The sequence below is a fragment of the Polynucleobacter necessarius genome (assembly GCF_900095215.1).
GTDB classification, from domain to species: Bacteria; Pseudomonadota; Gammaproteobacteria; order Burkholderiales; family Burkholderiaceae; genus Polynucleobacter; species Polynucleobacter necessarius_H.
In genome coordinates this window covers 1,099,352-1,126,320 of sequence record NZ_LT606949.1, presented here as the reverse complement: position 1 = coordinate 1,126,320, position 26,969 = coordinate 1,099,352, and the positions used below count along the sequence as shown (strand labels likewise).

The following is a 26,969-nucleotide window of genomic DNA, read 5'->3' as shown; positions in this document are numbered from 1 at the left end:
CATTTAACTTAATTGATTTTGCCTATCATGGGTACTAAATTGAATTTGATCGTATTTTTATCGTTTTGCTTTTGTGAAAAGATGACATGCTCGAAAAATTAGCAAAAGCTCGCAACCTGTCTAAAGCAAATAATGCTGTCCAGCGCTTAATTTCCGAGAGAGGCGAAGCGAACGCAGTCAGCATGGCAGATGATGTCGTGAATAACTATCGTAAGCTTACAAAAGATCAGCACCCCCCTTTTTTTACTTGCCTATTTGAGAAATTAAATCCTCAAGTGGATGCGGTTCTGAAAGCCGCCCAAAATTTCGCATCCGAAGCAACAGCGCGTAATTACATTCACCTACAAAAAGTTTCTGAGTCACCTCGCAAAGAATTATTTCGTCTCTTAAATCGCGCCGACCATGGCACTGCCGCAGCGGTGCAAATGTGTCGCGATCTTTTGCAGATCTTAGATAAAAAGCCGGAACTTGCTGCGGTTGATTTTGATATGCGCCACCTTTTGACATCTTGGTTTAATCCAGGGTTTTTGAAGATGCATCGCGTGGACTGGAAATCCCCAGCAGAGGTTCTGGAGAAGTTGATTCAGCATGAGGCGGTACACGCCATTGATGGCTTGGATGACTTACGTCGTCGACTGCAGCGAGATCGTCGTTGCTTTGCCTTGTTCCATCCGCAGCTACCAAGTGAGCCGCTGATTTTTGTGGAAGTCGCTTTGTTGCCGGAGATCCCAACGGTGATTACACCTTTGGTGGACAAGAAGGCAGAGACGGTTGATCAGCCTTCACACTATAAAGTGGCGGTTTTCTATTTCATTAGCAACTGTGAGCCTGGGCTTCGCGGTGTTTCGATGGGGCACTGTTTAATTAAGCGCGTTGCCGAGCAGCTGTATGCTGAATGCCCTGGGCTGAAAACATTTGTCACCTTGTCTCCCATCCTGGGATTTATGGATTGGGTATCGGCAGGAGCTAATTTAGGTGAGGATGTGCCAGCGGAGCGATTCAAGCCTAACTTAAGAACGGCTCGTGATCACGCTTTGGCTGCGTTGAAGTTGGATGCGCAATCTTGGACGGAGAAATTAAGTGCGGGGTGGCATCCAGATTTAGCTTCACCTAAAGAGCAAGAGGCTTTGCTTGGCTGCTATTTATCTTGAACTTGGTTCAACAGGGCGTAACGGCAATCCCGTGGCTAAGTTCCATTTAGGTAACGGCGCAAAGCTGCATCTAGTGAATTGGGCTGGAGATTTATCGCGTAAAGGTTTTCGTCAATTAGCCGGCTTGATGGTGAATTATCTGTATGACTTGGGGAATGTCGAAGAAACCCATGAGAAATTCGCTAATGGTGAAATTGTGTATTTAAGATCTGTTGGCCGCTTAATGGCGCCATGATGAGAAATTTTGGAGGAGATGCTCTCAAGCAGGGTCCAAAGAGATCCACTTAAGGGGTACAGGTAAACTGGACGCTAGGATCCAGGTAGTATGGTTGGCGATTTTGCGGTATTCATAATGTACATAGCCATGAATAGTGGCAAGTGGAGGAGACGAGATGTTTAAACAGTCATGCTTTTCGGTAAGCCTGAAGAAGGCGATATTTTTAATCTGCGCAGCACCTTGATTGGTGTGCGCTCAAGAATGGCCTAATAAGCCGATTACGGTGATTGTGCCGTTTCCAGCGGGTGGCGAACAGATGCGTTTGCTAGGCCTTTAGCAGCTCAATTAACCAAGCAATTGGGTAAACGGATTGTGATCGATAACCGTGGCGGCGCTGGAGGTACTTTGGGTGCTTCAATTGCCGCCAAGGCTGCACCCGATGACTACACTTTTTGCATGGGCGCCGCGCATCACGCAATCGCTCCTGCTATGTACCAAAACTTGGATTACGACATTGAGAAAAGTTTTATACCTGTAGCCATGGTCGCAAACCCACCTCAAGTGATCGTGGTGAATCCGAAAAATGTTCAAGTTAAAAATCTCAAAGAGTTTATTGAGCTTCTTAACAAGAATCCTGGCAAATTTAATTATGCGAGCGCTAGCAATGGCTCCTCACATCATCTTGCAGCTGAGCAGCTTAAGATGCTGACAAAAACATTTATCACCCATATCCCGTATCGCGGAGCGGGTCCAGCTATGCAGAATTTGATTGCCGGCCAAGTGGATATCGAGTTTGACGGGTTGGGATCTTCTGCCGCGCAAATTAAAAATGGCTCTATTGTGGTGATTGCAGTGGCTTCTCAAAAGCGCGCACCAGGATTTCCGGATGTTCGAACTGCCGCAGAGTCTGGTTTAGTAGGTTACGAGGTTTCGGCCTGGTATGGCCTGTTTGCTGCAAAGGGAACGCCTCAGCCCATCGTTGACAGCATGATTGTCGAGGTTCAAAAGGCGCTTAATACTCCTGACTTAAAAACGATCTGGACCAATAATGGTTCTGATACGCCTAACTTATCTGGCCCTGCTTTTGGCAAATTTGTGAGTGCCGATATCAAGCGTTGGGCTGCCGTAGCTAAAGCTTCAGTCGTTAAATTAGATTAAGAATTTTTATGAAATATTGCCCCTTGGGTTTGAAGTTCAAATGAATTTATATTCGCTATTGGAAAAAGGTTTGCCAAAAGATAAAAAAGCGTGTGCTCTCGAGACGCATGATGGTCTTTATTACTCCTGTGGCGACCTGGAAGCAGCTACAGCAAAGCTGGCAAATTTACTTGTCAGCTTTACGCTTCCGAGGGGTCTAGGGTTGCAGTGCAGGTTGAAAAATCTCCAGAAGCGCTTTTTCTGTATCTCGCTACGATTCGTGCCGGGTACATTTATTTACCTCTCAATACCGCCTATCAATCCGCTGAAATTCAATACTTTTTAGAAAACGCAGAGCCGGCGGTAGTGGTTTGCGGTGGTAAAAATCTTTCTTGGGTGTCTAAAGTATCCGCCAAGGCTGGCACTAAGCATGTCCTTACCTTGGATGAAAACCGCACTGGTACCTTATTGGAGCGCGCCGCAGGATTGAGCGACAAATTTAAAACGGTTCCCGCTAAAGACGATGATTTAGCGGCAATTCTGTATACCTCCGGTACAACTGGCCGCAGCAAGGGCGCCATGTTGACTCATCAGAACTTGGGCAGCAATGCTCAGGTGTTGCAAAAATTCTGGGGCTGGAAAAAAGGCGATGTTTTACTGCATGCCTTGCCTATCTTCCACGTACATGGATTATTTGTGGCGGCTCATGGCGCGCTGATTAATGGCAGCAAAATGATTGGGTTGCCACGATTGGATACTGCGCAACTAAATTAAACATATGCCGCAATCAACAGTCATGATGGGCGTGCCAACATTCTATGTCCGCTTATTGGCTGACAAAGGTTTTAATAAGAAAGTGGCGCGCAATATGCGCTTGTTTATTTCTGGATCAGCTCCTTTGCTAACGGAAACGTTTAATACCTTCAAAGAAGTTATTGGTCAGCCGATTCTAGAGCGCTACGGTATGAGCGAGACAGTGATGTGAGTGTCGAACCCTTACACAGGTAAGCGAGTTGGTGGATCGGTTGGATTGCCATTGCCGGGCGTCAAAGTGCGCGTTGTTAATGAAGACAATAAGCCGTGCAAAGTCGACGAAATTGGCGGTATTCAGGTAAAGGGTCCGAATATATTTAAGGGTTACTGGCGTATGCCTGAGAAAACCGATGGAGAATTTACTAAAGACGGTTGGTTTAAGACCGGCGACGTTGGACGCTGGGGTGGCGATGCCAATGGTGGCAAGGCACCTAAGGATTATTTATGCATTGTCGGCCGTAGCAAGGATTTAATTATTTCTGGCGGCTACAACGTTTATCCAACAGAGATCGAAAGCTTTATCGATGATATGCCTGGTGTAGATGAAAGCGCTGTGATTGGTATTCCACATCCTGATTTTGGTGAGGCGGTAATGGCGGTGGTGGCGCCTAAGGCCGGTGCTAAATTAAATGCGGATACGATGATTGCTACTTTGAAAACGCAAATTGCGAATTTCAAAATCCCCAAGCGCATCGAAATTGTTTCTGATTTACCTCGGAACGCAATGGGTAAGGTGCAAAAGAATATCTTGCGTCAACAGTACACAGCTTAATTAAAAACCAAATGCTTTTCGGCTTTCATTGAACATGAAGGCCGCGAGCATGAGCAGCATTAATCCAAAGATGCGCTTGAGCTGCGCCACATTTAATGTGCGCGCCATCTTCGCTCCGATTGGTGCCGTGAAGATGCTGACCACGGCGATGCAGACTACCTCTGGCAAGTAAACAAAACCTAAAGATTGGGGGTAGGTTGGGGTGTCCACAGCTGCCATACATGTAGCCTACTGTAGCCGCTGCCGCAATCGGGAAACCCAAGCCAGAAGAGCTGGCCATGGCCACGTGTGGTTTGACATTGCACCAGAGCATGAAAGGAACTGTGATGAACGCGCCACCAGCTCCAACTAGCCTGGATCAGGCGCCAGCAAAAGATCCGAATCCAAACAAACCCAAGCGACTGGACAACTCTCTGCCGGGCTTAGGCTTTTTGTTGAGCAACATTTGGATTGAGGTGTAGACAATGAAAATGGCGAAAAAGAGTGAAAGCCAGGAGGTATTTAAGACTTCAAAGATTTCGCTACCACCAATTAAGTTGCCGATTACCAAGCCGGGACTCAGTGAAGCAACTAGCTTCCAGTCAATCGAGCCATGTTTGTGATGTGCCCAAACAGCGGATGTGGTTGTAAATAGGATGGTAGCCATGCCGGTTGCAATTGCCATGTGCACAATCACTTCTTGGTTAAACCCAAGGTGATTAAAAACAAGGATCATGAATGGCACGAGAATCATTCCGCCACCAATACCCATAAGTCCAGCTAAAAATCCCGAGCTGCTTCCGCATAACATCAAGATATCGTTTAGTGACATGAATTCCCCGCCTTAGCCGCTAGGCCGTCATCTTGAAGCCTAAGGTTCAAGGTGGAGCGGCTACTCTGCTTCGGGTGCATTAAGAGGTTCAGGGAGTGGCCAAGTCTAAGTTGGCACTGTGAACTTTCAAAACGCTCACGCCCACAAGGTAAAGATCGTTCCGGATGCTTGCGCATCGGTTCAAGGAACTATTGGCCTTGGCGAACCAGGCAGGGAAAGGGTTTGCATCAAAGAATCTACTTGATCTTCAAGGGCGCGAATCTCACTCTGCAGACGAGTGACTTCATCAGAGCTCACATTGGATGAAGTACTTTGATGCGACTGATTTTTTTGTAATGTGATGAGGTCGCCAGCAATTTTGAGCGCGGCCATCATACTGGCACGTTCAATGCTGCGATTGCCACCGCTAATGGCTAACTGAATTTGTTCATCCACCAGGACGCATGCAGCTCGCAATAATGGCTCATGTTCAGTCAGCACTGGTTGCTAAAGTAATTTTTTTCCCAGCAAGGCTTACTTCAATGCGTTGTTGGCTCATTGTCATCCTCTGGATTGTTGGGTGTGGCAACTTCGCAAAGTAGATTAAGTTGTCGACCATCACTTTGTTCTGGAAGACAACTTAAGATGTGCTGAACTCGTTTTTGAGCATCTTCAATTTTGTTTTCAAGTTGCGCTCGATTTTGATTGAGGTTTTGTACTGCCTCAGTAATCGATGCAATTTTTTCAGCCAGCCTAGCAATGGAGGCATGTAGCGAATCTAGGTCGCTGGAGTTATCGCTTGGAGGGATTGAGGTCAATTCGCTCATATTGGCATTCTAGCATAGCGAATACCGGCAAAAATATTTGAGCCAGGGGTATTGCTACCCATAAGTGAGTTGGTAGTTGCTATTGAAGATATTGTTCCATCTAGCAAAGGCGGTCCACTGACGATCAAACTCATAGCTAGCGTAAAGGTTTGCAAGTGCGTACGGCGCTATCCATGGAGTGTTAGTCGTTGAGGCAGGAGTTCCGTAACATTGGCCAGAAATGGTTACATTCGCTCCTATATCAAATTTATTGAGTCGATATTCGGCCCCTAGATTGACAACTTGTTTTGCGCGATTAGGTAAATCTAAATTTGTTTTTTTGATCAATCGCACTCAGAATATCAAAGGAGGCCTTGAGTGTGTAATTTCCCAGCCTTGCATTCCCACCAAGCGAAACCCCTCGAATTTGCACCAGACCATAATTGGCTGGCCCCCAGAGGCCATTGATATCACATGTTTTAGGTTGCCACTGGATGAGATTCTGAACATTATTTTGATAGGCAACGAGGTGTAAATCATAGACTCTTGTCTCATGCTGAAGTCCCGCCTCAATGTTTCGATTGGTGTCGGACGAGAGGGTGCTATTACCTGATCCGGAGTAATAAGCGCTCATTAAATGTAGGAGCTCTAAACCCTGTGCCGTAGTTAATATTTGCGCGCCATTGTCTGGTAAAGAAATATCCATATGCAATGCTTCCGGTTACTTTTGAGCCATAACTGGAGATTGAATCATTTCTAATGGATGCGCTGGCAAGATTGTCGCCCCTCTCTAGCTGGTATGAGCCAGCAATAGAGTCTGTAGTGCGGCTTTGGCTCACTATGCATGGGATATCGGGCATCCCCCATTGAGGGCCACACCCACCTTGGGTGCCATTTACAGAGTTGGATGCATATACGTACTGAATACGGCGCTCAGCTAGCACTTGCAGGGTATCTTGTCCAATGACAATATTATATTTTGCCAGTGCAAATCATATTCTGGAGTGTTTATTGTGTCATTGCTGTAGCCGGTCAGGTTCTGCCCAGTGCTATTCGAGCTGGACAGTTGAAAAATGCTTTGCCATTTTGCGTTTATTTGATTCTTGGAATAGGCGGCAACACTAAATAAATTATTAACTGCATTGTCTATAACGGGAATCATAGTTGACTCTGAAGAGTTTGAGTCATAGCCCGCCGACATTGGATATTGATAACTATTTTTTGTGGCGAAAAATGTTAAGCCTAGTGAGCAGCCATTATTCGGCGCTACCGTATTAAACCCTAGTGAGTTTTCTTGGATAACGCCAATTGAATAGGCGGTTTTATTAGCCCCATCAATTGTGCCGCTGATGCTTGGGTTGTTGATGCTCGTTCCATATGTGCCGTATCCTGAGGAGGCATTTATCTCAGTTCGATCGCCACCTTTTTTGTAAAGATCTGTATCACGCCACTCATTGCATCGGCGCCATACATGGTGCTAAGGGGTCCATAAATGATTTCAATGTGATCTATGGATGAGACTGGTATTGCATTCCAGATTGGCCCTCCAAGAGAGGATGATTCCATTCTTACACCATCAACAAGTACCAAGCTTTGGTTGTTATTTGTTCCACGTATATAAACGCTTGAAACATTTCCGCCACCGCCTGAGCCTGAGATTTGAATTCCCCTTTGTTGTTGAAGTAGTTCTGGAAGGCTTGTTTGAGCGGCTTGCTCAATTTCTTCAGGGCCAATATATGTATCGTCAGCCAAAACATTGTTTCCGGGTGTTGGCAATCTAGTTGCAGTAACAATAATTGGGTCTATTGTGTTTGGAGCTGTTGCAACCGAAACACTAGAGTTGTTTTGTGAAAATGCCGTGCTGCTAAAGGCGGGTAAACCTGCGCAAAATAAGGCGCTAATTTTTTTTGCTGTTGAACTGCTGCTTCATGACTGACTTTCTGTTATCGATTACCCATCTAACTTCCACGTTAGCTGGGTCGCACAGAAGTTCCCGTGCAGGAGTTCAAGCGTCAATGAGGCGCGGGTTGCGCATCATTGGCGCGCGAATATCCCCGTCCGTAAAATTCCACTTGTCTTGGCCGGTATCCGGGCTAGTAAATATCAGAATCTGGCCTTCCCATGCGATTGACGCGCACAGTGGCTTTGTCAGATTCCTGACGTCTTTGACGGCTAATAAAGACGCATTTTTTACCTACCGCTGCGGGGGCAGCACACGTTTAGTGTTTACCGTTTAACTTTATTGCACTGCAATAAAGAACCATGACCTTGGCATTCTAGCTGACCTATTGGGGTATTTGGTGTAAACCCCCCGATTTCAGGGGTAAAAAAGCCTACAATAGACGGTCTAGGCGTAAGTATTGATGACCGCATTAGATAAGCACCCCGAAAAAACCTGATTCATCTGCAGTTGAGTCAAAACTCAGTCTTAAAAAGCTTAGATTAGGCCACAATGGCTGAGTTAGAGCGTCCTTTAGACATCTCTGATCTGAAAAAATCGGAAATTCTGCTCCACCAAGGCGATCATCAGATGGAGCAATACTTCGTTTTGGATGGAATTCTGAAGCGCATTGTGTCTAGTTCCGATGCAAAAGAGATGATTCTGCGTTTTGCCATCGAAAATGATATTGAAACTAGTTATGCTGCTTGGCGCCTCAAGACGGCTGCCCCCTACAGTATTGCCAATGTTACCAAAGCCCGCGTGGCTCGCATACCATTGAAGAAATGGGCGGAATGTCTCGAGCAGCACAAGCCTCTCAAGGAAAGCTTTGCGTTTGAGGTGATGCGTCTCATGAGTGAAATCATGGCCCATACCATCACCTTGCATATGCTTGACGCCCCAGGACGAGTAGAGCGCTTCTTGCGTAAATACGAGGATTTATTTGAATTGCTTCCTAAAAAAGAGTTGGCAGCCTATCTCAACCTCTCTCCTGAGACCTTGAGCCGCTTGAAAACGAAGCACAAAGAGCTTTTTGTCTAAGTCGATATCTGTCCTGTAATTACGGGATTTAGGGGGAAATTGACCGAAGTCAATGATGAACCCCACTCCCAAGTCTAATATTCATCTCAGCCTCAGCGGGAAGCAAAACCCTTTGTGCGATTAATAACTAAATTGGAGACCTTAGCGAAAGCTAAAGTTGCTCAAGCTCTTTGCGAGCCTGGGCAATTCACATAAAAATTTCTATGACAACAGATAACCAAAACACACAATTAACAGATGGCTTCCATCTCGTCATTGATGCATTAAAGGCGAACGATCTCAATACGATGTTCGGCTTAGTTGGTATTCCAATTACTGACTTATGTCGCTTGGCTCAAGCGGAGGGAATGCGCTTTATTGGTTTCCGTCACGAACAGTATGCAGGTAATGCTGTGGCGATTGCGGGTTATATGACGCAAACGCCAGGTATTTGCATGACTGTTTCTGCGCCTGGTTTCTTGAATGGTTTGACAGCGCTTGCTAACGCGACTGTGAACTGCTTCCCAATGATTTTGATCTTTGGTTCAAGCGAGCGTGCAATCGTTGACTTGCAACAAGGCGACTACGAAGAGATGGATCAGTTCAATGCTGCTAAGCCATATTGCAAACTGCATATCGTATTAATCACATTGAAGATATTGGTATTGGTTTTGCGCGCGCGATTCGCGCAGCTGTTTCTGGTCGTCCAGGTGGTGTGTATTTAGACTTGCCAGCTCAATTGCTGAGCCAGACTATGTCTGTTGAAGAGGCCAAGAAATCCATCTTCAAGGTAATCGATCCAGTTCCACGCCAAACCCCAGCGGCTGATGCGGTTGCGCGTGCGTTAGACGTACTCAAGGGTGTGAAGCGTCCGTTGATTTGTGCGAAGCGTCCGTTGATTTTGTTGGGCAAAGGCGCTGCTTACGCGCAAGCCGATAAAGAGATTGGTGATTTGATTGAAAAATCAGGCATCCCTTACGTGCCAATGTCGATGACAAAAGGTTTATTGCCAGACAACCATCCACAGTCCGCTTCTGCGGCGCGCTCATTTGTATCGGCCGAAGCTGATGCGGTGTTATTGGGTGGTGCGCGCTTGAACTGGTTGCTTGCGCGCGGTAAAGGTCACACTTGGGGCAAAGAGCCTAAGAAATTTATCCAGATTGATATTCAGGAAAACGGAGTCGATAGCAACGTACAAATTGCCGCTCCATTGATTGGCGATATCGGTTCATGCGTAGGCGAGCTCTTGAAGGGTATGTCAGCTGTTCCGAAGCCAAGCGCTGAATGGATTGCTGCAATTACTGAGAAGAAAGACAAGAACACGGCCAAGATGGCGGAGACATTGGCTAAAGAAGCAAAGCCAATGAACTTCCATGGCGCATTGCGTGTGATTCGTGATGTGATCAAGAAGAATCCAGATGTGAGCTTGGTAAATGAAGGCGCGAATACATTCGACTATTGCCGCGCAATCGTTGACATGTACAAGCCACGAAAACGTTTTGACTCTGGTACTTTGGGCATCATGGGTATTGGTATGGGTTATGCCATTGGCGCAGCCGTAACTAGCGGCTTGCCAACCGTAGCGGTTGAGGGTGATAGCGCGTTTGGTTTTAGCGGTATGGAATTAGAAACCGTTTGCCGTTACAAGCGTCCAATTACTACCCGTTGTGTTTAATAACAATGGCGTATATCGCGGAACTGACGTAAATCCAACTGGTGGTGCTGATGTTGCGCCGACAGTATTCGTTAAGGATGCGCGTTACGACAAGATGCTTGAAGCATTTGGTGGTGTTGGTTACTACGTAACTACGCCAGCAGAGTTGGAAGCAGCGTTAATTTCTGACATCATGGTTGAGAACTTTGCACCGGGTGCGCTCGATCGCATGGGATTTTCTTGGGAGCGTATTCAAGAACTCAACCCAATGATGATCATGGCTTCTGTAAAAGGCTTTTGTCCTGGCCTCTATGAAGATTGCAAAGTGTATGAGAACGTAGCGCAATGTGCAGGCGGTTCTGCATCAACAACTGGTTTTGATGATGGCCCTCCTATGGTGGCCGGTGCGTAAATCGGTGACAGTGGAACGGGTTTGCATTTGGCCTGTGGTATCGTGACTGCGCTCTATCAGCGCACGCACTCTGGCCGTGGGCAAAAGGTATTGGCGGCTATGCAAGACGCGGTATTGAATTTGTGCCGTGTGAAGCTGCATGACCAGCAACGTTTGGAGCGCAACGGCTTGATGCAGGAGTATCCGCAGTTTCCGAATGGTGAGTTCGGCGACTCCGTACCCCGTGCTGGCAATGCTTCTGGTGGTGGTCAGCCTGGTTGGATTGTGAAATGTAAGGATTTGGAAACCGATCCTAACGCCTATATGTATGTCATCGTTCAGGCTCCAGTTTGGGAAGCGGTTTGCAAGGTAATCGGTCGTGAAGATTGGATTACGGATGTGCGGTTTGCATCACCCATGGCGCGTTTGCCACACCGCATGGAAATTTTCGGCGAGATCGAAAAGTGGGCCATGACGATGACTAAGTTTGAAGTGATGGATGTATTGAATAAATACGAGATTCCATGTGGCCCAATTCTCTCCATGAAAGAAATGGCTGAGGAGCCCGCGTTACGTGCTACTGGTACTGTGGTTGAAGTGGATCATCCGATTCGTGGCAAGTACCTCACTGTTGGCAACCGAATCAAGATGTCTGATAGCCCAACAGAAGTCACTCGTTCACGATTGCTTGGTGAGCACACTGATGAGATTTTGCATGAGCTGGGTTACACCACTGATGACTTAATCGCATTACGTCACGACAAGGTGATATAAGATGCGCGTTGCTTTGATTGGGAGTGCGGATTTTGGTAAAGCTGCTTTAGAGGCTTTGTTAGATCTCGGCGACGAAGTGGTCGCTGTTTTCTGCCCACCCGACAATCCCAAATAAAGCAAACCGGAAGTCTTAAAAGAAGCTGCGCAAGCAAGGGGCTTAAACCCCTTGCAGTTCGCGTCTTTAAAGAGTTCAGAGGCCGCGCAGGCCATGATTGATAGCAATGCAGACATCTGTGTGATGGCGTATGTGTTGCAATTTGTGCTACCAAGAGCTCTGTAAGATTCCGAAGCACCGCACTATCCAATATCACCCATCTTTGCTGCCTACGTACCATGGCCCAAGCGCCATTAACTGGGCGATTGCGCTGGGGGAGGAAAAGACGGGTTTAACTATCTTCCGTCCATCCGATGGCTTGGATGAAGGTGAGGTGATTTTGCAAAAAGAAGTAGCTATTGGACCTAATGACACCTTGGGAAAAATTTACTTTGATCATCTGTTCACGATTGGTGTTAAAGCGCTGCTTGAAGCTGCGGATCTTGTAGTTGCAGGCAAGCATCAAGAATTGGTGCAAGATGAATCACAGGCTAACTACGAAGGTTGGTTTGCGTCGAATGCCGCACAAATCCATTGGGCGACGCATATTAGTCAAATCTATAACCTCATCCGTGCCTGCAATCTTGCCCTTGGAGCATGGACTAAGTTTGGCGCACAAAAGGTGCAGATCTATGATTTCCATAAGCATGTTGCTGCCACCTTTGGCGCTGTTAAAGGCAAGCCTGGAGAGGTCACGCAAATTACCTTGGATTCATTCTTGATCACCTGTCACGGCGGTCAGATTGAAGTCCTCAAAGCTAAAGGTGCTGCAGGCAAGGTTACTGGTGCTGAATTGGCTAAAGAGTTGCATCTAGAAGTAGGGCAGTTCTTCGATCTGTAGATCTTTTGCGTGAGTGCCTAATTAATGCTGCGATGACCACCCAATCCAAAATAGATACTTCCATCAAAAAAAAAATCAAAGCTCTGAGGTGGCGGATGTAAAAAATGAGAGCCTTGAGATCCCCGCTGAAGATGAGTCGTCTCTAGGATATGAGCGCACTAATTCAAGAAGGTCATCATTAAGCAAGCGAGAGCTTATGGAAGAGCTCTCTAGCGCAAGATTTCCATGGGACGAGCAAGGCCCTAGAAAATCTACAGAATTAAATCTCTAGGTTATCAATCAGACGGGTTTTGCCAAGCTTGGCCGCTGTCAGAATAACGAGTGGCTCACCAGCCTGAAGTTGCTCGTTAGAAGCAGGGGCTAAATCGCTTTGCTGGCGAATAGCAATGTAATCCGGCTGCCAGCCACGTTTTGCTAAAGAGGCGCTTGCTACTTTTTCAATCTCAGAGATGGATTGGTTGGTGCGATCTTTAAGTTGGAGAACGCGTTCACGAACCTCTCTCAGCGCCTTTTGTAACTCCGGCGCTTCTGCTCGCTCTTCAGTTGAGAGATAGCCATTGCGTGAGGAGAGGGCTAGACCATCTTCCGCGCGCATCGTCTCGCCAGGAATAATATCCACAGGCAAAGCGAATTGTTTGGCCATCTGACGAATAATCATCAGTTGTTGGTAATCTTTTTTGCCGAACACAGCAACTTTAGGCTGAACGCAAGAAAAGAGTTTCAAGACAACGGTGCAAACCCCTTTAAAGAATCCTGGGCGGAATTCGCCTTCAAGGATATCGCCCAGTTGCTGCGGTGGGTCAACTCGGTATTCTTGTGGCTGCGGATATAGATCTCGCTCGGTTGGCGCAAATAAGATGTAGACACCTTCTTTTTCAAGTTTGTCGATATCTGCCTGCATGGTGCGCGGGTAGCTATCAAAATCTTCATTAGGACCAAACTGCAGGCGATTCACAAAGATGCTGGCGACCGCTGGATCACCATGCTGTCTTGCGAGGCGCATGAGCGAGAGGTGACCCTCGTGTAAGTTGCCCATTGTCGGCACGAAAGAGGCGCGATTTTGACCGCGTAAGTGGTCTCGCAGCTCTTGAATGTCACTAATGATTTTCATGCAACAGGGGTATAGGCAAGGCGCACATAAATTGGCGCGTACGGCTCAGCTTGCGTGATCTCTACTAGGGCTTCACGTGAGAGTTCAAGCATGGCGATAAAGTTCACGATCACCACTGGAATACCTTTGCCAGATTTGATGGCATCTTCAAGCAGCTCACCAAATTCCACAAATTTCGTGCTTTGCAAGCGACGTAAGATGCGCGTCATAAAGTCACGCACAGATAGCTCTTCGAGAGTAATAGTGTGATGCTGAGTAAGTTTGGCGCGGTGTAGAACATCGCGCCAGGCTGCTTGCAAGTCTTCTACATTGACATCAGGCCAAGCAATAGCAATGGTGGTGTCTACGTAGCCGTGAGCTACTTGGAAGTCACGACCTTGTTGTGGGATCTGATCCAGTTCTTGAGCGGCTCGCTTCATGCGCTCGTACTCTAAGAGACGACGAACTAGTTCTGCGCGCGGATCTTCTACCTCTTCTTCACTGTCTGCCTTCTTCATTGGCAAGAGCATGCGTGATTTGATTTCAATCAACATCGCAGCCATGAGCAGATACTCTGCGGCAAGTTCAAGATTGTAATGGCGGATTTGGTCGATATAACTCAAGTACTGTTGAGTAACCTGGGCCATAGGAATATCGAGAACATTGAAGTTCTGTTTGCGAATCAGGTAAAGCAATAAATCGAGAGGCCCTTCAAATGCCTCTAGAAAAACTTCCAGCGCATCAGGTGGAATATAGAGGTCAGCAGGAAGCTTAAAAAGTGGTTCGCCGTATAACTTGGCGAAAGCAGCCGACATGCCATCGGTAACCGATGGTGCGCTATCAAGAAGATCTGAAATCGGCTGAGCGCTAGGTTCAGTCATTCGAATAAACGTAGGCGCGTTGTTTGAGTTTGGCGGCTTTTGCGCGGCGCTGGTCTTCAACACTTAATGGTTCTTTATCCCACAGGAGGGCACGACCAGCTTGCTGCTCCGCCTCGAGGTGTGGTTTCTCGGATTTGAGTTCATTTAAGAACTGGGTGAATTCAGATTGATATCTTGCCATGACATTTCCTAAAATACTCAATAAATTCAATAACTTATAAAATTAATTCAAAAAGTTATCTAGGGACTACAACCGCCATTGTAGGTGCTTTTTAGGGGGCTTTTTACAAGTTTGCAGCCAGCAAAGCCTCAATTTGTGGGGCTTCTACCCGTGTCATGAGGTGTTTGTAGGGTTTCATCGGATTTTTGCTGGAAAGGGGGGTATTGATATCTGCCCAGTGCAGCGGGGATAACGATAAAAACTCCTCCACACCAGCCGAAACCTGCGGAATGACTGGCTTGAGGTAAAGGCTCAGCATACGGAATGCCTCAAGGGTAATACTGCAAACTTTCTGCAAATCAGCTGCACGCTCTGTATCTTGGGCAATTTCCCAGGGCTTATTCTCATCTACAAAAGCATTCACTTTATCTGCAATCTCCATGACGGTGCGCAATGCTTTCCCGTATTCACGTCCTTCATATAGTTCAGCAATCTTTTCACTGGTGGCAGCAATCTCTTTTAGCAATGGATTGCTCATCGCCTCATCAGAAACAATGCCGCCAAATCGCTTGACTAAGAACCCAGCGCTACGACTTGCGATATTGATGTACTTACCAAGTAAGTCGCTATTCACGCGCGCAATAAAATCTTGAAGATTCAAATCCAAATCTTCCATGCTGTCGTTGAGTTTGGTCGCGAAGTAGTAGCGAAACCACTCTGGATTAAAGCCGCACTCAATCACGCTGTTGGCTGAAATGAGAGTGCCACGTGACTTACTCATTTTTTCGCCATCAACAGTTAAGAAGCCATGAGCAAAAACATTGGTTGGTGTGCGATAGCCTGCAAATTGCAAGGTAGCCGGCCAGAATAAGGTGTGGAAATACAGAATATCTTTGCCGATGAAATGATATTGCTCGGTAGTGGTATCGGGCTGTACCCACTCATCAAAATTAAGGCCTTTAGCCTGGCAATAATTGAGGAAGCTGGCGTAGTAGCCAATGGGAGCATCGAGCCAGACATAGAAGTACTTGCCTGGTGCATCGGGTATCTCAAAGCCGAAATACGGGGCATCTCGGGAGATATCCCAGTCACCAAGCTTGCTCTCTCTAGGTTGGCCAACCCATTCTTTCATCTTATTGCGAGCTTCAGGCTGTAAAGGGGTTCTGACTTGAGTCCACTCGCGTAAGAATGCTTCGCAACGTGGATCTGAAAGTTTGAAGAAGTAATGATCAGAAATCTTTTTGATTGGTGTTGCGCCGCTAACCACTGAAAAAGGATTCTTTAAATCGGTAGGAGAATAAGTCGCGCCACATTTTTCACAGTTATCGCCGTATTTATCTTTGGCGCCACACTTAGGACATTCGCCTTTAATAAAACGGTCCGGTAAAAACATTTCTTTAACGGGATCGTAGGCTTGTTCAATTGCGCGTTTTTCAATCAGTCCAGCATCGCGTAGCTTGAGATAAATACTTTGGGCTAACTTTTCATTTTCTGGACTATCAGTGGTGTAGTAGTTATCAAATGAAATGTGGAAGTTGTCAAAATCACGCTTATGTTCTTTCCAAACATTGGCGATGAGTTCTTTGGGGGTAAGACCTTCTTGTTCCGCGCGCAACATGATTGGGGTGCCGTGTGTGTCATCGGCGCCAACGTAGTGCACCTCGTGACCTCGCATACGCTGAAAGCGTACCCAAATATCGGTCTGGACATACTCCACTAAATGACCAATGTGGATCTGACCATTGGCATACGGCAGGGCGGAGGTGACGAGAAGGCGGCGTTGGGAACTGCTCATGTAATGCGGACTTAAATAATAAGAAGGTTAAATGATGTGCAGCACTCAAGTATGCTGGCTTATGCAGTGATTTTAGTCTGCGGTTTAAAGTTAAGCACCGTGAAGCCTTCATAAACCCCGATAAACTTCACCTCAGTCCGACTTTAGAGAGTATTTATGGCAGCAAAACCGACCATTCAAATGTCCTGCGCGTCTGTGTCATTGGTGCACGAGGTCGAGGTCATGGATGAGATGTGGTACCTAAAAACCACCCATATTCCTGGCGAGCGCCCTGTAACTATTGACTTAGATAAGCGTGAAGTCCTGACCCTCATGACCTTGGGGAGCGCCCCAGAGGCACTGGTTCTGGGCTATTTGCGCAATCAGCGTTTGGTCGAGTCTCCGGACGATATCGAAAGCATCCAGGTTGACTGGGAAACCGATTCTGCTGCCGTTAAAATCCGTCGGAGTACGGTTGATATTGACGCCCTGACAAGCAAGCGGGTGGTGACAACCGGCTGCGGGCAAGGAACGATGTTTGGGGGTTTTATCGAGGAGATGTCGGAGATTCAGTTGCCTGAGGGTCCGGTACTATCCCAAGAGGCAATAGTTGCCTTAATCGACTCCATGCGAACCCATGACACCATCTATAAGAAGTCCGGCTCAGTGCATGCCTGTGCAGTCTATGAGCGGGATGGTCAAGATGGAGTGCGTCTACTGCACTTTATCGAGGATGTGGGTCGTCATAATGCGGTCGACTCTATTTCTGGTTTGATGTGGCTGGCCAATAAGCCGGGCAAAGATCTGATTTTCTTTACCACCGGACGCCTCACGTCGGAGATGGTTATCAAGGGCGCTCAGATGGGTATCCCCTTCCTTTGAACTCGCTCTGGCGTGACCTTGATGGGTCTGGAGTTAGCCCGTAAAACCAAGATCACCATCCTCTCCCGTTGCTCCGGTAAACACTTCGAGATCTATAACGCGCCAGAGAGGGTCGTTTTTAGCCAAAAACCCCAATAAATTCGTTGGCAGGTGAGGGCGAAGGTTTTACAATTCTGCCATGACTATTAAATCAGACCGCTGGATCCGCCGCCTGGGCGAGCAAGGCATGATCAGCCCATTTGAACCTGGGCAAGTACGCCAAGATGCCGTCGGCAACCAAATCGTAAGTTATGGCACATCAAGCTATGGCTATGACATTCGTTGCGCAGACGAATTTAAGATATTTACTAACATCAATAGCACCATCGTTGATCCTAAGAATTTCGATGAACAATCTTTCGTCGATTTCAAGGGTGATGTTTGCATCATTCCTCCTAATTCTTTTGCGTTGGCAAGAACGGTTGAGTCTTTCAAAATTCCACGTAGCGTTCTGACAGTCTGCGTTGGTAAGAGTACTTATGCGCGTTGCGGAATTATTGTGAACGTAACCCCATTTGAGCCAGAGTGGGAAGGTTATGTCACTTTAGAGTTTTCAAACACTACTCCATTGCCTGCCAAAATTTATGCTGGCGAAGGTTGCGCGCAAGTGCTCTTTTTCGAGAGCGACGAAGTATGTGGCACATCTTATAAAGATCGCGGTGGCAAGTATCAAGGTCAGCGGGGTGTTACCCTGCCCAAGACCTAGGCCATTACGGCAGTGCGTAAGTTCCATTTCAGTCGCCGTCCTGCGCGAATTAATTTAGATGAATATCGCGCGACTCTTTCGCGTACTGAAATAGCGTGTCCAGAAAACAATTTTTATCATTGGTTGTGAGGTACTAGCTGGGTCAGCTTTCTATTGCTGGTTATCTTTGTTTGCTTATCGACCAATCTGTGATTCGCTTTAGCTTACTTGGCTTGTGGCGATGGTGCGATAACCCACGCTGAGCCTGGCTCTTTGCTTGATGTCTTTTTCTTTAGCGTGCAAACCATGGCGACAATCGGTTATGGTCGCATGACGCCTGTCGGACATTGGGCGAACATGATTGTTACTTTTGAAGCGTTCTTTGGCATTGTGTATTCCGCGTTGACAATGGGTTTGGCAATTTCCCGTTTTACTCGCCAAACTGCGGGCGTGCGCTTTTCTAAGGTGGCTGTATAGTTGGTAGTCATGACGGCGTACAAACATTTAAATTTCGCGTGGATAATGATCGTAGTTCACACATTGTCGAGGCTCAATTACACTTGTGGTTGATTGCAGAAAGCATGACTTCAGAGGGCGAGCGATATCGTCGCTCTGTTGAATTGCCGTTGCATCGCTCAGAGAGTCCTGTCTTCTCTTTGACTTGGACGGCCATGCATAGCATGGATGAAACAAGCGCACTAAAAGCGTATCTTGGTAAAATCGATATTGAACGTCAATGGCATTTATTGATTACCTTTACTGGCTATCACGAGAGTTTGCCTAATCAGGTCTATGCCCGCCACGTGTATTTTCCCAAAGATGTGCAGCAAAATGCGACATTTGTTGATATAGTCACGGTATTACCAGACGGAGATCGAATCATCGATCTAACTAATTTTGATAAGTGGATTCCGAATACTTCGGATAAGTTAGCAGGGGATTTTTTATGAAATTTCGTTTTCCAATCATCATTATTGATGAAGACTTCCGCTCCGAAAATATTTCGGGATCGGGTATTCGCGACCTCGCTGAAGCTATCGAGAATGAAGGCATGGAGGTTATTGGTTTAACCAGCTATGGCGACCTTACTTCATTCGCGCAACAGGCTTCTCGTGCTTCCACCTTCATCGTTTCAATTGATGATGAAGAGTTTGTATCGGATTCTGAAGGTCACGATCTTCCCGCATTAAATAATTTGCGCGCTTTTATTACTGAGGTGCGCAAGCGCAATGAAGATATTCCGATCTTCTTGTATGGCGAAACCCGTACCTCGCGTCATATGCCAAATGACATCTTGCGCGAGCTGCATGGTTTCATTCATATGAATGAAGATACCCCTGAGTTCGTAGCGCGTCATATCATTCGTGAAGCTAAGGTGTATTTGGATTCGTTGGCGCCGCCATTCTTCCGCGCTTTAACCAATTACGCTTCTGAAGGTTCTTACTCTTGGCATTGTCCTGGCCACTCTGGAGGTGTTGCTTTCCTCAAGAGCCCGGTAGGGCGAATGTTTCATCAGTTCTTTGGTGAAAATATGCTCCGTGCTGACGTCTGTAATGCGGTAGAAGAGCTGGGTCAGCTCTTGGACCATACCGGTCCAGTGTTGCAGAGCGAGCGTAATGCCGCTCGTATTTTTAATGCCGACCATTTGTTCTTTGTGACCAACGGTACTTCTACCTCAAACAAAATTGTGTGGCACTCTACCGTTGCCCCAGGTGACGTTGTATTGGTTGACCGTAATTGTCACAAGTCCGTCATTCACTCCATCACCATGATGGGTGCGATTCCTATTTTCTTGATGCCTACGCGTAATCACTTGGGCATTATTGGACCAATTCCAAAAGAAGAGTTCGAGTGGAAAAACATCAAGAAGAAAATTGATGCCAATCCATTCATCAAAGATAAGAATGTAGTGCCTCGCGTCATGACTTTGACTCAAAGTACTTATGACGGCATTGTGTACAACGTTGAAATGATCAAAGAAATGCTTGATGGCAAAGTCGACTCCTTGCATTTTGATGAGGCGTGGTTGCCACATGCCGCTTTCCATCCTTTCTACAAAGATATGCATGCTATTGGCTCTGACCGAAAGCGTACCAAGAAGAGTTTGATGTTTGCTACTCAGTCTACTCATAAGTTGCTGGCCGGTTTATCTCAGGCCTCCCAAGTATTGGTTCAGGACGCGGAAGATGCCAAGCTGGATCGTGATTGCTTCAACGAAGCCTATTTGATGCACACTTCAACTAGCCCTCAATACGCCATCATTGCCTCATGCGACGTTTCCGCAGCCATGATGGAATCCCCGGGCGGCACAACTCTCGTTGAAGAATCCATTTCTGAAGCGATGGACTTCCGTCGCGCTATGCGGGAAGTGGATGACAAGTTTGGTGCTGATTGGTGGTTCAAGGTTTGGGGTCCCGATCATTTGGCTGAAGAAGGTATCGGCGAGCGTTCGGATTGGGTTTTAGAGCCATCCGCGGCTTGGCATGACTTTGGCAAGCTGGCCAAAGACTTCAATATGCTCGACCCAATTAAGGCTACGGTTGTCACACCAGGCTTGGACATTGAAGGTAACTTTGGATCTATGGGTATTCCCGCCAGCATTGTTACCAAGTACCTTGCTGAGCGTGGCGTGATCGTAGAGAAGTGCGGCTTGTACTCTTTCTTCATCATGTTCACTATCGGCATTACTAAGGGTCGTTGGAATACCTTGGTAACGGAGTTACAGCAATTTAAAGACCACTTTGATAAGAATGCGCCTTTGTGGAAAGTGTTGCCTGAGTTCGTGGCGAAGCATCCACGCTATGAGCGCGTTGGTTTAAAAGATATCTGCCAACAAATTCATGAGTTTTATAAGGGCCGTGATATAGCGCGTATGACTACTGAGATGTATACCTCGGATATGGAGCCAGCCATGATGCCTTCCGAAGCTTGGGCGAAGATGGCGCACAAGCAGGTAGATCGTGTGCCGCTCGATCAATTGGACGGGCGAGTGACCGCAATGTTGGTTACGCCATATCCTCCTGGCATTCCGCTACTCATTTCTGGCGAGCGTTTTAACAAGCGCATTGTGGATTACCTTTACTTCGCACGTGACTTCAATGAGAAATTCTCAGGATTTGAAACAGACATTCATGGACTAGTGAAAACTAGTATTGATGGTAAAAGCGAGTACTACGTTGACTGTGTAAGACAAGAGCGGGATTGCCAGCTGTAATCTGAAATGTTTTGAAAAATGCCCTGCTTGCGGGGCATTTTTATTTGATAGGCTTATCTAGCTGAAACGTCACCGGAGCATCTTCATCCACGTTGTTTGACGATGCATCGGTCTTGTCCTCGCCGTCTGTGAAATTGAAATCCTGACTTTGTATAACCGCCGCAGGCTTATCTAAGAGGGTGGTTACCAGAGCGGGGAAGGCCATTACTAGCACAACCATGACCAACTGCAAGCCCACCCAAGGTAGGGCGCCCCAGTAAATATCGCTACTCTTTACCTCTTTAGGTGCGACACCTCTAAGGTAGAAAAGAGCAAAGCCAAATGGTGGATGCATAAAAGAGGTTTGCATATTTACACAAAGCATTACCCCAAACCAAACCAGAGCAGCGCTAGCTGCTGCCTGGGGATTGCCATTCATGGAGTCGAGCAATACGGGCGATAGCAGTTTCACTGCTACTGGCGCCAGCATTGGCACCACAATGAATGCAATTTCAAAGAAGTCCAAGAAGAAGGCCAAGAAGAAAACAAATAAGTGCACGACGGTCAGAAAGCCAATCCAGCCACCAGGTAAATTAGAGAACAGCTCTTCAACACAGAACCCGCCATCCACCCCTTGAAACACGACCGAGAAGCAAGTTGAGCCAATGAGGATAAAGACCACCATGGCAGTAATACCCATAGTGTTTTGATAGGCTTCCTGGATTAACCCTTTTAAATTAGGAATGCTGTAGCGGCGCAGCCAGGCGAGCAGCAAGGCGCCCATTGCCCCCATGGCTCCAGATTCAGTAGGGGTTGCAATACCAGTCATAATCGTGCAAAGGACCAAGAAAATCAGCGCTGCTGAAGGGATGATTCCCATTAAGCACTTCTTCCAAAGTACCCAGCCTCTCAGGGTTAGATCGCTCTCTGGAACCGGCGGTAAATAGTCTGGGCGGACGCGGCTTAAAAAGAATGTATAGAGTGCAAAGAGGGCGATCTGCAAAAGCGATGGACCCCAAGCACCCAGATACATGCTGCCTACATCGGCACTACCGCTCTGAGTTTTGAGTTGATCGGCCAAGACAATCAACACCAGCGATGGAGGTACTAATTGGGTAATCGTTCCAGAGGCTGCCAAAACGCCCGTAGCGTAGCGCATGTTGTAGCCGTAATGCATCATCACTGGTAATGAGATCATCGCCATAGCGATCACCTGAGCGGCTACCGTGCCAGTAATAGCGCCCAAGATAAACCCGACGATGATGACGGAATAACCCAGGCCCCCACGTACCCGTCCAAACAACTGCCCCATCGAGTCCAGCATTTCCTCCGCAAGACCGCAGCGCTCTAGGATTGCGCCCATGAAGGTAAAGAAGGGGATGGCTAGCAGTAGATCGTTTGCAAGCACGCTACCAAAGATGCGCTGAGGAATAGCGTGTAAAAAAGCGACTCCAAAAAATCCCTCGCTCATCGCGATCAAGGAGAAAAATAAACCAGCCGCCATTAGTGAGAAAGCAACCGGAAAGCCGATCAGCATAAAGACGATTAGTCCAGCAAACATTAAAGGCGGCATCCACTCCAATGGAATCATTGCATTGGCTTTTCGTAATGAAGGTCTTCGGCGGGTAAGGCGATTTTCCCTTGAAGGGCGCAAATCCGTTTAATGATTTCCGAGAGGCCCTGCAGGCTTAGCATGAAGAATCCAAACGGCACGACAAATTTAATTGGATAGCGCGCCAATCCCCCAGAGTTCAATGAGTGCTCCATCACTAGCCAAGAGGGATAAAAGAGTGTGGTCCACGAGAGCCAGGAAAATAAGATGCAGGCAGGCATTAAAAAGAAAATCAAGCCAAATAAATCAACCCACAAGCGTCCGCGATCCGAGAGGTGGGAATAAATTAAGTCCACACGGACATGCTCATTGCGTTTTAGGGTGTAAGAGGCACCCAACATGACGGCTGCAGCAAAGAGATACCACTGCAGCTCTAGAGGCCAGTTATTGCTGATATCCAATCCATAACGAAGAAGAGCATTGATCGCGGATACGGCGCATGACAGCAAAATCAGAATGCTGGCTGCCTTGCCTAAAAACGCGTTTATACGATCAATGCCTGTGGAGAGTGTGAGCCAAAACCGCATGTGTTTTAGAGATCTGCGCGACCCCGTTTAATGGCGACAAGTACTTGAGCAGGGGCGGTGCCACCAGCATGTTGACGTGACTGCACTGAACCATCTACCGTGAGCACGGCAAACACATCGTCGCTAATGAGCTCAGGACGGCTATCAAGACCACAAGCAAAACGCAGCTCAGAGAGACTGAGATCGGTCAGCATGCAGTTTCTGCCAACACAAGCTTTTACGGCATGAGCCACAGCTTCATGAGCATCGCGGAAAGCTAATCCTTTTTTAGCCAAGTAGTCAGCCAAGTCGGTTGCGGTTGCAAAACCTTCTTCCGCAGCTTTCTTCATCACTTCCGCTTTGACTTCAATGTGGGGAATCATGTCGGCAAAAATGCGTAAGGTATATTGCACGGTATCTACCGCGTCAAATAATGGTTCTTTATCTTCTTGATTATCTTTGTTATAGCCGAGTGGTTGACCTTTCATCAAAGTCAGCAAAGAGATCAGAGCGCCATAAACACGACCGGTCTTACCTCTAGCTAATTCTGGTACGTCTGGATTCTTTTTCTGCGGCATGATTGAGCTACCAGTGCAAAAGCGATCAGGCAACTCAATAAAGCCAAAGCGAGGGCTCAGCCATAGGATGAGTTCCTCAGACAAGCGGGAGATATGCATCATCAAAATAGAGGCAAAGGCGCAGAACTCAATGGCAAAGTCACGATCAGATACGGCATCTAAGGAGTTATTGCAGATGCCATCAAAACCAAGCGTCTTAGCAACTTGCTCGCGATCAATAGGGTAAGTGGTGCCTGCTAAGGCCGCAGCGCCTAGGGGTAAGCGGTTAAAGCGAGTGCGTAAATCCGCTAAGCGACTTGCATCGCGGCTAAACATCTCGTAATAGGCCATCAAGTGGTGACCAAAGGTGATCGGCTGCGCTACTTGCAGATGGGTGTGACCCGGCATGATGGTGGATGCCTGTTTTTCAGCGAGATCCAATAGGGCCGTGCGCAAGGATTTCAGTGTGACGGCAATATCATCCACGCTACCACGCAACCATAGACGCAAATCAGTAGCGACTTGATCGTTGCGTGAGCGACCAGTATGCAAACGTTTGCCAGCATCGCCAACTAATGCAGTTAAGCGTGCCTCAATATTGAGATGAACGTCTTCAAGCGCAAGCTGCCAATGAAATTGACCGGACTCGATTTCGCTCTTAATTTGAGCCATTCCATTTTGAATGTCCGCTAAATCTTGGGTGCTAATGATTTTTTGGGCAGCCAACATTTCAGCGTGAGCCAGGGAGCCGGCAATATCGACCATCGCAAAGCGTTGATCAAAGCCAATAGAGGCGGTATAACGCTGAACCAGTTCGTCGACAGGTTCGGCAAAACGGGCCGACCAAGCTTGGGCTTTGTTGGCTAAGGAATTATTTGATGAGCTCATAAACGCAGTATATTGGTGTAGGTCTTTGATTATTTTAAATGTTATGTCCCAAACTCAGAATTCCACCCCCTTTGCCGCTCCAAAGCGCCTCGTAATTGCCTCCCGCGAAAGTCGTTTAGCCATGTGGCAGGCGGAGCACGTCCGAGATTGCCTTAAAAAGCTCTATCCCGACTGTGATGTGCAGATCTTGGGGATGACCACCCGAGGAGATCAAATATTAGATAAAGCCCTCTCAAAAGTGGGTGGAAAGGGTCTTTTTGTAAAAGAGCTCGAAACAGCCCTAGAAGATGGAAAGGCTGATTTAGCGGTCCATTCTTTAAAAGATGTACCGATGGTCATGCCTGAAGGATTTGACCTTGCTTGTGTGATGGCTAGAGAGGATGCAAGAGATGCATTTGTTTCGAATGACTTTGCCAGCCTTGAAGATCTTCCGCACGGTGCGATTGTAGGTACGTCGAGCTTGCGCCGTGAGTCGGTGTTGCGCGCGACATTTCCTCATTTAGTCATTCAGCCATTGCGTGGCAATTTAGATACGCGGATGGGTAAGCTGGATCGTGGCGAGTATCAGGCGATTATTTTGGCGGCTGCTGGTTTAAAGCGGTTGGGTCTAGAGTCACGCATACGCGCGTTCTTACCCTATGATCCTTACACTCCTGCGGCAGGTCAAGGCGCTTTGGGTATCGAAACTTTAAGAAAGCATCCCAACGTCAAACAATGGTTGGCTCCATTAAATGACTGGCCTACCTTATTTGCGGTTTCTGCCGAGCGTATGGTGTCGCGTCAGCTGAGCGGCTCCTGTGAAGTGCCCTTAGCTGCGCATGCGGTATGGGATCAAAATCAAATGCAGATTCGCTCCTTTGTGGCGAGTACGGATGGCAAAGCAATTTGTTTGGCTAAGGGAAGCGCTCAAGTGAAGTCGGTTGAAGACGCCGAGGCTCTGGGGCTTGCGGTTGCAAAGGACTTGCTGTCACAGGGCGCGGCTGATTTAATCCCTGCTTTACCTCAATAATTCAAGCACAAAGTCGCCATTGGCATGAGCACGAAAACCATCATTGTTACAAGACCGAGTGGACAGGCTCGTCAGTTGGTCGAGGTGCTTACTAGGGCAATTGAAGCAAATGGAGTCGCAAAGCGCAGCCTTCCAGAAATCCTTTCCCTTCCATTGCTGACCATTGTCCCCAAATCTGATGAGCATTTGGCTGACCATATCGCCACTGTATTGAGTGATGCCGATCTCACTATTTTTGTAAGTCCAAATGCGATTGAAAGTGTGATGCGTTTGCTAGAGCGGGATTGGCAAGATTTTTCCAAAAAGATTATTCCCATTGGTGTGATGGGGGGTAGTAGTTACCTGGCTCTGAAGAAGCATGGCATAGGTTCAGAGAAAAATCCGACGTCGATCATCGTTCCAGGGAACAATGAACATTGGGATTCCGAGGGTTTATGGCAGGAACTCCAATCCCTGCGATGGAATTGGCGGGATAAAAAAGTGGCGATCTTCAAAGGTGATGGCGGTCGCGACTGGTTGGCTGATACATTAAAAACAGCTGGCGCCACTGTGGAGGCTATTTCAAGCTATAGTCGCGTGCCTTTGGATATTGATAATCCTGCATGGCTTGCAATTCGCGAGATGGATTTGAGTAAATCACTTTGGTTGCTTACCTCTTCTGAGGCTGTGCGTTATCTTGGTGAGGTTATGAAAGACCAATTCATCCAAAACCTTAATGGCGCCAGTGCGCTGTGTTCACATCACAATATCACCGATGCAGCGGAGTTAATTGGCTTTGGAGAGGTCTTAACTAGCGAACCTGGTGATGAGGCCTTGATCAAATCAACGTTAGCTTGGCTAACAATCTAAAAGTAAAAGCGAATAGCTAAAACTGCGCAGCCTTCAATAAGGTGGGTAAGAAAATTTCATTGACCAAGATAGGGCGACCCTTTAAACGATAGAGGGTGCGTCGCGCCCATAATGGCGAGCTCAGACCAGGAAAGTGCTTAGCGCATTTTTTCCATCACTCACTACTTTTATCTAATCGAGCAATGTCGCGCGGAGGTTTGGCTTTAGAGTGTTTACGTTTTTTGCTAAACAGCACTGCACCTAGCGGCTTAGTGCCTAGGTGCAAAATGGCATGATTGCTGCCGCTAGAACTCAGGGTGGGAATGACGCTATGCGCCATCACTAAAGGAACTCCGTTGGAACAGAGCAATACTTCGCGCACTCTGCAGCGTCTGAGCTGCAAATGAAAATAGCGACTTTCGTCGCTATTGAGTGCTTGAGGGCAGTCACGCAAAACCTGAACTTC

20 protein-coding genes, 1 other RNA gene, 9 pseudogenes and 1 riboswitch are annotated in these 26,969 nt (G+C 47.3%); of the genes and pseudogenes, 15 read left to right on the top strand and 15 right to left on the bottom strand.

Annotated elements, in window-relative coordinates; genetic code table 11:
* Positions 1-86 precede the first annotated feature (86 nt).
* From DXE35_RS06115 to DXE35_RS06105, 4 genes and pseudogenes are all read left to right on the top strand, one after another.
* Complete coding sequence (locus DXE35_RS06115) at positions 87-1,151, top strand: malonyl-CoA decarboxylase domain-containing protein (protein WP_269459872.1); 1,065 nt, start codon at positions 87-89, stop codon at positions 1,149-1,151.
* Positions 1,132-1,386, top strand: a complete 255-nt coding sequence (locus tag DXE35_RS11015) for a malonyl-CoA decarboxylase domain-containing protein (RefSeq protein ID WP_269459871.1) — start codon at positions 1,132-1,134, stop codon at positions 1,384-1,386. The genes DXE35_RS06115 and DXE35_RS11015 overlap by 20 nt, the downstream gene beginning before the upstream one ends.
* Positions 1,387-1,612: 226 nt before the next feature.
* A pseudogene (locus DXE35_RS06110) lies at positions 1,613-2,526 on the top strand (Bug family tripartite tricarboxylate transporter substrate binding protein).
* Between the two features lie 40 nt (positions 2,527-2,566).
* Positions 2,567-4,090: pseudogene (locus DXE35_RS06105) on the top strand (malonate--CoA ligase).
* Here the strand turns inward: DXE35_RS06105 and DXE35_RS06100 are convergent.
* From DXE35_RS06100 to DXE35_RS06070, 7 genes and pseudogenes are all read right to left on the bottom strand, one after another.
* Positions 4,091-4,901, bottom strand: a pseudogene (locus DXE35_RS06100) (sulfite exporter TauE/SafE family protein). It abuts the pseudogene before it with no gap.
* Positions 4,902-5,120, bottom strand: a non-coding RNA gene (gene ssrS, locus DXE35_RS11490) — 6S RNA. It lies immediately after the preceding pseudogene.
* A gap of 99 nt (positions 5,121-5,219) precedes the next feature.
* Positions 5,220-5,336, bottom strand: a pseudogene (locus tag DXE35_RS11485) (cell division protein ZapA); the annotation flags it as partial.
* A gap of 83 nt (positions 5,337-5,419) precedes the next feature.
* Positions 5,420-5,707: a hypothetical protein gene (locus DXE35_RS06090; RefSeq protein ID WP_114689895.1), complete on the bottom strand. Its 288-nt coding sequence runs from the start codon at positions 5,705-5,707 to the stop codon at positions 5,420-5,422.
* Between the two features lie 54 nt (positions 5,708-5,761).
* Entirely contained in the window at positions 5,762-6,040 is a 279-nt protein-coding gene (locus DXE35_RS11420; RefSeq protein ID WP_415070068.1) for a TonB-dependent receptor domain-containing protein, read from the bottom strand.
* Positions 6,003-6,546, bottom strand: a pseudogene (locus DXE35_RS06085) (TonB-dependent receptor domain-containing protein). Before DXE35_RS06085 ends, DXE35_RS11420 begins: the two are co-directional and overlap by 38 nt.
* A gap of 541 nt (positions 6,547-7,087) precedes the next feature.
* Entirely contained in the window at positions 7,088-7,438 is a 351-nt protein-coding gene (locus DXE35_RS06070) for a TonB-dependent receptor (RefSeq protein WP_162784978.1), read from the bottom strand.
* Between the two features lie 310 nt (positions 7,439-7,748).
* Positions 7,749-7,966: riboswitch (cobalamin riboswitch) on the bottom strand.
* 83 nt (positions 7,967-8,049) lie between these two features.
* Between DXE35_RS06070 and DXE35_RS06065 the strand changes: the two are divergent.
* The 4 genes and pseudogenes from DXE35_RS06065 to DXE35_RS06050 all read left to right on the top strand — a co-directional run bounded on the left by DXE35_RS06065 (position 8,050) and on the right by DXE35_RS06050 (position 12,399).
* Positions 8,050-8,666 (top strand): annotated as a pseudogene (locus DXE35_RS06065) (Crp/Fnr family transcriptional regulator).
* 203 nt (positions 8,667-8,869) lie between these two features.
* A pseudogene (gene oxc, locus DXE35_RS06060) lies at positions 8,870-10,480 on the top strand (oxalyl-CoA decarboxylase); the annotation flags it as partial.
* Positions 10,481-10,486: 6 nt separating this feature from the next.
* Positions 10,487-11,464: pseudogene (gene frc / locus DXE35_RS06055) on the top strand (formyl-CoA transferase); the annotation flags it as partial.
* A gap of 317 nt (positions 11,465-11,781) precedes the next feature.
* Positions 11,782-12,399 (top strand): methionyl-tRNA formyltransferase, encoded by a 618-nt coding sequence (locus DXE35_RS06050; RefSeq protein ID WP_231970062.1) that lies wholly within the window; start codon positions 11,782-11,784, stop codon positions 12,397-12,399.
* 259 nt (positions 12,400-12,658) lie between these two features.
* On the opposite strand, the gene panC is transcribed toward DXE35_RS06050, so the two are convergent.
* The 4 genes from panC to metG form a co-directional block, all read right to left on the bottom strand.
* On the bottom strand, positions 12,659-13,510 hold the full coding sequence (gene panC / locus DXE35_RS06045; RefSeq protein ID WP_114689888.1) for a pantoate--beta-alanine ligase: 852 nt from the start codon (positions 13,508-13,510) through the stop codon (positions 12,659-12,661).
* Complete coding sequence (locus tag DXE35_RS06040) at positions 13,507-14,370, bottom strand: segregation and condensation protein A (protein WP_114689887.1); 864 nt, start codon at positions 14,368-14,370, stop codon at positions 13,507-13,509. The genes panC and DXE35_RS06040 overlap by 4 nt, the downstream gene beginning before the upstream one ends.
* Positions 14,363-14,551 carry a DUF3460 family protein gene (locus DXE35_RS06035; RefSeq protein WP_114689886.1) on the bottom strand — a complete coding sequence of 63 codons (189 nt, stop codon included), beginning with the start codon at positions 14,549-14,551 and terminating at the stop codon, positions 14,363-14,365. The genes DXE35_RS06040 and DXE35_RS06035 overlap by 8 nt, the downstream gene beginning before the upstream one ends.
* Positions 14,552-14,654: 103 nt before the next feature.
* Positions 14,655-16,325: a methionine--tRNA ligase gene (gene metG / locus DXE35_RS06030; RefSeq protein ID WP_114689885.1), complete on the bottom strand. Its 1,671-nt coding sequence runs from the start codon at positions 16,323-16,325 to the stop codon at positions 14,655-14,657.
* Positions 16,326-16,481: 156 nt separating this feature from the next.
* On the opposite strand from metG, the pseudogene DXE35_RS06025 reads away from it, so the two are divergent.
* The 5 genes and pseudogenes from DXE35_RS06025 (at position 16,482) to DXE35_RS06005 (ending at position 21,124) form a co-directional block, all read left to right on the top strand.
* A pseudogene (locus DXE35_RS06025) lies at positions 16,482-17,324 on the top strand (formate dehydrogenase accessory sulfurtransferase FdhD).
* A 40-nt stretch (positions 17,325-17,364) separates the two neighbouring features.
* Positions 17,365-17,931, top strand: coding sequence for a dCTP deaminase (gene dcd / locus DXE35_RS06020; protein WP_114689884.1), 567 nt, complete (start codon positions 17,365-17,367; stop codon positions 17,929-17,931).
* Between the two features lie 207 nt (positions 17,932-18,138).
* A complete protein-coding gene (locus DXE35_RS06015) occupies positions 18,139-18,387 on the top strand; it encodes a potassium channel family protein (protein WP_114689883.1) in 249 nt (82 codons plus the stop codon).
* A 38-nt stretch (positions 18,388-18,425) separates the two neighbouring features.
* Entirely contained in the window at positions 18,426-18,860 is a 435-nt protein-coding gene (locus tag DXE35_RS06010) for a hypothetical protein (protein WP_231970061.1), read from the top strand.
* Positions 18,857-21,124, top strand: coding sequence for an arginine/lysine/ornithine decarboxylase (locus DXE35_RS06005; protein WP_114689881.1), 2,268 nt, complete (start codon positions 18,857-18,859; stop codon positions 21,122-21,124). The genes DXE35_RS06010 and DXE35_RS06005 overlap by 4 nt, the downstream gene beginning before the upstream one ends.
* 40 nt (positions 21,125-21,164) lie before the next feature.
* On the opposite strand, the gene DXE35_RS06000 is transcribed toward DXE35_RS06005, so the two are convergent.
* The 3 genes from DXE35_RS06000 to argH are packed head-to-tail and all read right to left on the bottom strand — an operon-like array spanning position 21,165 to position 24,666.
* Positions 21,165-22,694: a TRAP transporter large permease gene (locus DXE35_RS06000; RefSeq protein ID WP_114689880.1), complete on the bottom strand. Its 1,530-nt coding sequence runs from the start codon at positions 22,692-22,694 to the stop codon at positions 21,165-21,167.
* Positions 22,691-23,242, bottom strand: a complete 552-nt coding sequence (locus DXE35_RS05995; RefSeq protein WP_114689879.1) for a TRAP transporter small permease subunit — start codon at positions 23,240-23,242, stop codon at positions 22,691-22,693. The genes DXE35_RS06000 and DXE35_RS05995 overlap by 4 nt, the downstream gene beginning before the upstream one ends.
* A 5-nt stretch (positions 23,243-23,247) precedes the next feature.
* Positions 23,248-24,666: an argininosuccinate lyase gene (argH, locus tag DXE35_RS05990; RefSeq protein WP_114689878.1), complete on the bottom strand. Its 1,419-nt coding sequence runs from the start codon at positions 24,664-24,666 to the stop codon at positions 23,248-23,250.
* Positions 24,667-24,709: 43 nt separating this feature from the next.
* Here argH and hemC point away from each other — a divergent pair, with 43 nt between their 5' ends.
* A complete protein-coding gene (gene hemC / locus DXE35_RS05985; RefSeq protein WP_114689877.1) occupies positions 24,710-25,675 on the top strand; it encodes a hydroxymethylbilane synthase in 966 nt (321 codons plus the stop codon).
* Positions 25,676-25,699: 24 nt separating this feature from the next.
* Positions 25,700-26,524: a uroporphyrinogen-III synthase gene (locus tag DXE35_RS05980; protein ID WP_114689876.1), complete on the top strand. Its 825-nt coding sequence runs from the start codon at positions 25,700-25,702 to the stop codon at positions 26,522-26,524.
* A 154-nt stretch (positions 26,525-26,678) separates the two neighbouring features.
* Here the strand turns inward: DXE35_RS05980 and DXE35_RS09785 are convergent, their stop codons facing one another.
* Positions 26,679-26,957, bottom strand: a complete 279-nt coding sequence (locus tag DXE35_RS09785; protein WP_231970060.1) for a chorismate--pyruvate lyase family protein — start codon at positions 26,955-26,957, stop codon at positions 26,679-26,681.
* Positions 26,958-26,969: the final 12 nt, after the last annotated feature.

Bases quoted from the DNA above. Each gene is read 5' to 3' on its own strand.
- dcd (WP_114689884.1), top strand. From the start codon at position 17,365: ATGACTATTAAATCAGACCGCTGGATCCGCCGCCTGGGCGAGCAAGGC.
- panC (WP_114689888.1), bottom strand. From the start codon at position 13,510: ATGAAAATCATTAGTGACATTCAAGAGCTGCGAGACCACTTACGCGGT.
- metG (WP_114689885.1), bottom strand. From the start codon at position 16,325: ATGAGCAGTTCCCAACGCCGCCTTCTCGTCACCTCCGCCCTGCCGTAT.
- DXE35_RS06115 (WP_269459872.1), top strand. From the start codon at position 87: ATGCTCGAAAAATTAGCAAAAGCTCGCAACCTGTCTAAAGCAAATAAT.
- DXE35_RS06090 (WP_114689895.1), bottom strand. From the start codon at position 5,707: ATGAGCGAATTGACCTCAATCCCTCCAAGCGATAACTCCAGCGACCTA.
- hemC (WP_114689877.1), top strand. From the start codon at position 24,710: ATGTCCCAAACTCAGAATTCCACCCCCTTTGCCGCTCCAAAGCGCCTC.
- DXE35_RS05995 (WP_114689879.1), bottom strand. From the start codon at position 23,242: ATGCGGTTTTGGCTCACACTCTCCACAGGCATTGATCGTATAAACGCG.
- argH (WP_114689878.1), bottom strand. From the start codon at position 24,666: ATGAGCTCATCAAATAATTCCTTAGCCAACAAAGCCCAAGCTTGGTCG.
- DXE35_RS06040 (WP_114689887.1), bottom strand. From the start codon at position 14,370: ATGACTGAACCTAGCGCTCAGCCGATTTCAGATCTTCTTGATAGCGCA.
- DXE35_RS06035 (WP_114689886.1), bottom strand. From the start codon at position 14,551: ATGGCAAGATATCAATCTGAATTCACCCAGTTCTTAAATGAACTCAAA.
- DXE35_RS06005 (WP_114689881.1), top strand. From the start codon at position 18,857: ATGAAATTTCGTTTTCCAATCATCATTATTGATGAAGACTTCCGCTCC.
- DXE35_RS05980 (WP_114689876.1), top strand. From the start codon at position 25,700: ATGAGCACGAAAACCATCATTGTTACAAGACCGAGTGGACAGGCTCGT.
- DXE35_RS06000 (WP_114689880.1), bottom strand. From the start codon at position 22,694: ATGATTCCATTGGAGTGGATGCCGCCTTTAATGTTTGCTGGACTAATC.